Source organism: uncultured Algibacter sp. (assembly GCF_963976535.1).
Lineage (GTDB): Bacteria > Bacteroidota > Bacteroidia > Flavobacteriales > Flavobacteriaceae > Algibacter_B.
Genome location: NZ_CAXBLF010000094.1, coordinates 1 through 7613 on the forward strand (window position 1 = coordinate 1; position 7613 = coordinate 7613).

Genomic DNA, 7613 nt, shown 5'->3' on the forward strand with positions numbered 1-7613 from the left:
ATTTATTCTTAAGGAAATTCAGTTGATAAAAATACTATTATTTTTAAGAATGTAAATTTTAATAACTAATTACGACACAAGTTTCATATATAAAAAATACTATCATGAAAAAAATTACTTTTCTTTTTACTTTTTTATTGTCTTTTTTCGCATTTAGCCAAAGTGTAGCAACATACAACATTACTTTTACAAATTATTGGAACACTGCCGACCATAATAATGGTAACTCTTTTCCTGGAAATCCACATTGGTCTGATTTAGTTGGTGTTAATCATAATAGTAATGTAACATTTCTCGAAATGGGAAGCACTGCCACGACCGGCGTAGAAAATATTGCTGAACAAGGAAATCAAGGTGTGTTTCAAACAGTTGATGTTCAAAATGCGATAGATGCAAACAATGCTCAACAATTTTTTGATGCAGGCGATTTATTTCTTTCAAGCCCATCTAACACTATTGTTTATAATGGACTGGAAGTTAATGAGGATTATCCTCTGCTTACTATGCTATCCATGATTGCTCCTAGTCCAGATTGGATGATTGCTGTATACGGATTAAATCTTAGAGAAAGCAATAATTGGAAATCTTCAATAACTATAGATCTTTTTCCTTATGATGCTGGAACTGAAGAAGGTTCAACTTACTCATTATCAAATGCAGCAACAAATCCACAAGGAGTAATAACTAATATTAGTGGTGTACCACCTTTTAATACTGAAAAAGTAGCAGAGTTAACAATTTCTTTAGAATCTGTTTTAAATGTAAACCATACTTCTTTTCTTGAAAAAGTCAAACTTTACCCAAACCCAACTAACGGAAATATTACTATTTCAAACATTCAAAATATTGAATTAAAAACGATAGAGTTTTATAGCGTATTAGGGAAGTTGGTAAAACAAATTGAGGTGAAACAAAATCCATCAAAATTAAGTTTAGATTTATCACAATTTAATAAAGGGATGTACTTACTAAAAGTTTTGGATGCAAATGGAGCAAGCCATACTCAAAAACTTGTAATTGAATAACAAGCTTAGGAGCCTGAAACACATTGATTGTTTATATTATGTTAATAAGTGTGTTACTAAACTGTTAACTAATCGAATAAATTAACATTTTAACGTTTTTTTTATAGTAGAAATTCATTTCGGTATACATTTGATTGTAAATGTTTTCACCCCAAATGAATATTTTAACTTACAGAATAAACGCTTTAGTGATTTCGATATTTTTATCGATGTCCACTTGCTTGTTTTCTCAAAATAAAGAAGAGGAAAATTGCGGGAATATTACCTCTTCAAATACTCTAGCATTTTACGAAAATATTAAACCTCAACTAAAAAAATACGAGAACGAATTTTTATCAGCTAAATCTGCCAGAGGAACGGTTCCAACAAATGTCGTGAATTCTATACCAGTAAAAGTTTACATTATTAGAAACTCTGATGGTTCTAGGGGTTTAAGTATGGCTGAACTTAATGATGCTATCTCAAATCTGAATTCAGTTTACAACGATGCCTTTCTAGAATTTTTCTTGTGTGACGGTGTTGAATACATTGATGATGACAAATTAAGTCATTTTAAAAGAGGCGACGAAAAAAGTTTCATAGAAACAAACTATGTTCCTGGTTTAATAAACATGTATTTTACAGATTACATTGAAAACGACTCTAACGAGGCTATTTGCGGTTATAGTGATAATGTTGGTAGAAATGATATTGTGGTTATGAAAAATAGTTGCGCCACTAATGGTTCTTCTCTTCCGCATGAGTTTGGTCATTTTTTCTCTTTATTACATACACATGGGCCTGATAATGATACAATGACTACTGAGTTAGTTGATGGTAGTAATTGTGATACTGATGGTGATGGTATCTGTGATACACCTGCAGACCCAAGATTAAAAAGTTCAACAGTTGATAGTTCATGTAACTATACAGGAACAGAAACGGATGCTAATGGTGATGCTTTTAGCCCAGACACTAATAACATAATGTCATATTCTAGAAAAGAATGTAGAATTCATTTCTCTGAACAGCAATTAGCTAGAATGTATGCGTTTTATATGACTACTAAAAGTTATTTATCATGTCCATCATTTAATGCAGACATAGCTGTAAATGAAAGTGAAACGTGTGAAGAATTGCTAACAGTGAATTTTGAAAGTATAAGTGATAACATGACTGAATGGCAATGGGATGTAGATGGAGACGGTGTGGTTGACTATACCTCGAAAAATCCTTCACACACTTTTGAAGCTGGTATTTATGATGTCATACTTACAGTATCAAACAAGTCTAAAACAATAAGAAAAAAGTTTACTAATTTTATTAAAGTTGGCACACACATAGATCTTTTAGATGAGAGTTTTGAAGATTTTAATATGCTTGAAAAGCATGGTTGGACAAGTAAGGATGTTTCTGGAAATGGTTATTATTGGTATTCAAATTTTGGTGACACACAATCTGGTAAAACAGGACCTTCTAACTATATGAATTCTGAAAGTAATTTAAACACTTATATTTATGCAGAAGCATCTGGGGCACAACCAGGTGATGTAACTGAATTTATTTCACCATGTATTGATGTTAATTATCAAAACAGTGAACTAGAATTTTCATACCATATGTTTGGTAAAGATATTGGAGAACTACACTTAGATATTAAAACAGATTCTGGTTATATAAACGATGTTATTGAACCGCTTTACGGAAGCCAACAAAATAATCAAAGTGATGACTTTATCACCAAAACAGTTAATTTATCACCTTATACCAACGAAACTATAAAAGTGCGTTTTAGAGCTGTAAGAGGTTCTGGTTGGGAAGGTGATATAGCTATTGATAATATTTTAGTAAAAACTATTTACACAGCTATATCTGATGATATTTATAAAGTCTATCCTAACCCAATTAAAGGTGATTTGCTTTATGTTAAGAATAATGATTTGGAAAATATTTCAACCTTTACAATTACGAACTTAGTTGGTCAACCTTTTTTAAATGGTACGTTAACAAATAACCCTATTGATTTTAGTAGTTTATCTTCAGGAACCTATTTACTTACTTTAACTAATGGTAAATCAAGAGTAGTAAAAAAAATTATCAAATAAAGTCTTTACTTATTAAGTATCGCTTTATTTATTGATTTTATTAAACCTGGTCCTTCATAAATGAATCCTGTATAAATCTGAATTAAGTCTGCTCCGGCATCTAATTTTTCTAGGGCATCTTTTGCAGAATGAATACCACCAACTCCTATTATTGGAAAGGCTTTATGACTCTTACTAGAAAGATATTTTATAACCTTGGTGCTTTTTTCTTTTACAGGTTTCCCACTTAAACCGCCGTTACCAATTTCCTCAAGGCTTTCTTTTGAAGCTTTTAAACCTGTTCTATCTGTTGAAGTATTACTCGCAATAACACCATCAAGATTAGTATCATTTACAAGTTCAATAATTTCATCTAATTGATTGTTGTTTAAATCTGGAGCAATTTTTAAAAGAATGGGTTTCTGCTTTTTAAAAGTTTTATTTGCTTTTTGTACAGCGCCTATCAGTTCTTCAAGGTAATCTTTATCATTTAATTTAGCATGACTCCCAACATTAGGGCAACTCACATTCAAAACAAAATAATCCACATAAGGGTGTAACGCATTGAAACACTCTAAATAATCTCGTGTATAATCTTCTGGTTTAGTATCCGTGTTTTTCCCAATGTTTCCACCAATAATCAATTTACCTTTATTGGTTTTTAATTGCGAGATTGCAGCCTCTAAACCTTCATTATTAAATCCCATTCGGTTAATAATAGCTTGGTCGTCTTTTAATCTGAATAATCTTTTTTTAGGATTTCCAACTTGCCCTTTTGGAGTTACGGTGCCTATTTCAATAAAACCGAAACCAAAATTTGCCAATTCGTTGTATAACACTGCATTTTTATCAAAACCTGCTGCTAATCCTACGGGGTTTTTAAATGTGAGTCCGAATAATTTTCGTTCTAGTTGTTCATCTTCAATAACATATAAACTTCTAAAGAGTCCTTTAAATCCAGGTATTTTTGAAGTGAATTTTACTAATGAAAATGTGAAATGATGAATTTTTTCAGGATCGAAAGAAAAAAATAGTGGGCGTAATAGCGATTTATACATCAATATTATTTAATGCAAAAATAAGTTGAAATCTTGTAATACCAAATGAATTTTAAAATGATTAACAATAAATTAGAATTATATTTTCTTTAGATGAAATAAAAAATATTAGCATAGCATTAGTTACGGTTCTATTTTTCATTGAAATATAAAGGAAATAGAAACCAATTTAGTTGATTATTTTGAAGTTTATTTGGTATCATTAAAAAATCAAGTTGCACTTACTTATTCACGCTTAATAATCGTAAATTAGAGCCAATAAAAGCTGTCAATTATCACACTAAAAACAAAATTTAATTTACATGATTTCAAAAGAACACATTATAAAACGCTTTGTAAGTTACGTCACTATTGATACGGAATCAGACCCAAATTCTGAAACCACACCAAGCACCAAAAAGCAATGGGATTTGGCCAACAAACTTACCGAAGAACTCAAAACTATAGGTATGCAAGATGTGAATATTGATGATAATGCTTATATCATGGCAACCTTACCAAGTAATGTAGAACATGATGTGCCAACTATTGGTTTTATTTCGCATTTTGACACCTCGCCAGATTTTACAGGCGCCAACGTTAAACCTCAAATTGTTGAGAATTATAATGGTGAAGATATTGTTTTGAATGAAGCTGAAGATATTGTGTTATCACCAGATTATTTTGACGATTTACTACTTTATAAAGGTCAGACTTTAATCACCACAGACGGCACCACACTTTTAGGCGCCGATGATAAAGCAGGTATTTGTGAAATTGTTTCTGCCATGGAATATCTAATTAACCACCCAGAAATTAAGCATGGAAACATTAAAGTGGCTTTCACTCCTGATGAGGAAATAGGAAGAGGCGCTCATAAATTTGATGTTGAAAAATTTGGAGCCGATTGGGCTTACACGATGGATGGGAGCCAGATTGGAGAATTAGAATATGAAAATTTTAATGCAGCAGGAGCCGTTGTAAAAATAAAAGGAAAAATTGTGCATCCCGGTTATGCAAAAGGTAAAATGATAAACTCCATGTACATTGCCCAAGAGTTTATTAACTCGCTTCCTAGAATGGAAACTCCCGAACATACGGAGGGGTATCAAGGGTTTTTCCATTTACATAATATGATTGGTGACGTTGAGGAAACCACTTTACAATACATTATTCGCGACCACGATAAAAAGCATTTTGAAGCACGTAAAGAAGTGATGGTAAAGCTAACTAACGAACTTAATTCGCAATATGGTCGAGAAGTTATTACTACCAAAATTAAAGACCAATATTTTAATATGAAGGAAAAAGTAGAGCCTGTTATGCATATTGTTGATATCGCTGAAGACGCCATGAAACAACTTGATATTAAGCCATTAATTAAAGCCATTCGTGGCGGCACAGATGGGTCGCAATTGAGTTATATGGGATTACCCTGCCCGAATATATTTGCTGGCGGACATAACTTTCATGGGCGTTACGAGTATGTGCCTGTGGAAAGTATGATTAAAGCTACTGAGGTGATTTGTAAGATTGCAGAGTTGACGGCTTTGAAGAATAAGAAGTAATTTAAAAAAAACTTGACTTTGTAAAAAATTTCGGCTAACTAAGTCGTTTAACGTCGGATATAAAACACATGTGCTGAACTTGTTTCAGTATTAAAACGATTTCATATCCGTAAGGAACGTTAGCCAACATTTGAAAATGAAACTAATCCCAGAAAAAATGATTCCTGATTACGGACAAGAAGTTTATGAAAAAATAAGTCAGATTACTGGACTTAAATTTAAGTCACAAATGAAAGGAAGTGGAATTGTTTTTAAACAGATTTTTGAAATGAACAACTTGATTTCTAATGAAAAGAATTACTTGCTTTTTACTAACTCAAACTCAATTTGGTTTACGGATAAAAATGACTTTATTCAAAGATTTATCATTTGGATTAAAAAAAGTATTGACCAATTAAATTTGGATTATCAAGCAGTTTTAGAACGTCAAAACCAAGCTATTGTTGACGAAAATTGGATTTTTTTGGAAAACGAAAGAATTGGATTTACCGGAGAAAAACAATTGAAACTCCTGAATAAAATTCGTGAATTTCGGACTGAAATACCGGATATTAATAAAAAATAAAAACGTTGGCTAAACCGTATATAAAAAATTGCTAGTTTTAGCTTAACCAATGTTAGTTGCACGTTTGCTACATCTGATTTTCCTTCGGAAAATCCTCGCACACAAACACGTAACTTTCCATAAACGTTAGCAAACATTTGACAAAAAATAAAGAACAGAAATGAAAATCAACTTTACTAATTTAATTTTCCTAATAATTTATTCATACTCTTTCGGACAAATAACGACAAGAGATGTTGCGGAAAAAGTAGTATCTAAACCAAGAGTTTATGACAGTCTATCAGCTTTCAATCCAAGAGAAGATTTAAGAATTTACATTGGACAAGAATTATTTTTCCTTACAAAATCAAAAAAATGGGAAAATTTTAAAGAAAGAGATTTAATCGGTTATTCAGGTTTTTCCAATGTTCCAAAAGATGCTGGAAATATTGAAAAAACCCAATACCATCCAATTCAAAATGGCAAATACAATTTCGTATCTGACTACAGTCAAATTGCAGGCAAGTATTTCATAATTGAGGATTTTATTGACCAAACTGACAAAAATAAATTTAAATATGACGAACAAGGGTTTTATTTTAAACTCGTGAATAAAGAATTAAAAGACACAGCTTATTATAAAATTGCCGAAGTAAAACAACATTTGTCTGATGGAATGATTATCCCTTTCGTGGTATTGGGTAATTTTGAAAAAGAAAAATCACTATTACTTGGTAAAAAACTACAATTACAAGAGACAATACAAAATGTAAAAGATATTAATACAGGTCAATTAATCACAGCTGAGAAAAGTAGCTGGTGGGAATGTGCAGATTTCAGTCTTGTAGATTTAGAAAATAATATCTATTCAAAACCTGTTTTCGTATTTAAAAACGAAAAAAATGATGAAATGGCGGTTCAGGCAAATGGATATGACGCTCTTTTAAATGTAAAAAGAACTCAATTTTTAACACCAAAAGGAATTGAGGAACAAAAACGACAAGAAGAAATTAACAGACTGAAAGAAGAGGAAAGGTTAAAAATAAGAGAGGAGCAACAAAGAAAAAGAGAAGCAGAATGGGCAGAGAATGACCGTAAGTTTAGACAGGAGTGTATCAATGAGTTTGGAACAAAATACGGAAATTACATAGCAGATGGAAAAGTAGTTATTGGAATGACTGAAAAAATGTGTCGAACATCTTGGGGAAATCCAAGAGACATAAACACAACAACAACTTCATACGGACAGAGAGAACAATGGGTTTATAGTTTAAAACACTATTTATATTTTGAGAACGGGAAGTTAACCGCAATTCAGAACTAAAAAAGTCGAGTAGGTAAAGGGGAATTGCACCCCTAAACCTCTCACAGAACCG

At 31.7% G+C, this 7613-nt stretch carries 6 protein-coding genes; 5 read left to right on the forward strand and 1 reads right to left on the reverse strand.

The genetic code is table 11. The annotated features are described in order from the left end of the window. Nucleotides 1–104 precede the first annotated feature (104 nt). Nucleotides 105–1025: a spondin domain-containing protein gene (locus AAC024_RS15305; RefSeq protein ID WP_339896363.1), complete on the forward strand. Its 921-nt coding sequence runs from the start codon at nucleotides 105–107 to the stop codon at nucleotides 1023–1025. Nucleotides 1026–1180: 155 nt separating this feature from the next. After that, on the forward strand, nucleotides 1181–3109 hold the full coding sequence (locus AAC024_RS15310; RefSeq protein ID WP_339896364.1) for a T9SS type A sorting domain-containing protein: 1929 nt from the start codon (nucleotides 1181–1183) through the stop codon (nucleotides 3107–3109). Nucleotides 3110–3114: 5 nt separating this feature from the next. On the opposite strand, the gene AAC024_RS15315 is transcribed toward AAC024_RS15310, so the two are convergent. Then, nucleotides 3115–4146, reverse strand: a complete 1032-nt coding sequence (locus tag AAC024_RS15315) for a quinone-dependent dihydroorotate dehydrogenase (RefSeq protein ID WP_339896365.1) — start codon at nucleotides 4144–4146, stop codon at nucleotides 3115–3117. A gap of 302 nt (nucleotides 4147–4448) precedes the next feature. Between AAC024_RS15315 and pepT the strand changes: the two genes are divergently transcribed. The 3 genes from pepT to AAC024_RS15330 all read left to right on the forward strand — a co-directional run bounded on the left by pepT (nucleotide 4449) and on the right by AAC024_RS15330 (nucleotide 7561). Further along, nucleotides 4449–5693: a peptidase T gene (pepT, locus tag AAC024_RS15320; RefSeq protein WP_339896366.1), complete on the forward strand. Its 1245-nt coding sequence runs from the start codon at nucleotides 4449–4451 to the stop codon at nucleotides 5691–5693. Nucleotides 5694–5829: 136 nt separating this feature from the next. Beyond that, on the forward strand, nucleotides 5830–6258 hold the full coding sequence (locus tag AAC024_RS15325; protein ID WP_339896367.1) for a hypothetical protein: 429 nt from the start codon (nucleotides 5830–5832) through the stop codon (nucleotides 6256–6258). 160 nt (nucleotides 6259–6418) lie between these two features. Continuing rightward, nucleotides 6419–7561 (forward strand): hypothetical protein, encoded by a 1143-nt coding sequence (locus AAC024_RS15330; RefSeq protein ID WP_339896368.1) that lies wholly within the window; start codon nucleotides 6419–6421, stop codon nucleotides 7559–7561. Nucleotides 7562–7613: the final 52 nt, after the last annotated feature.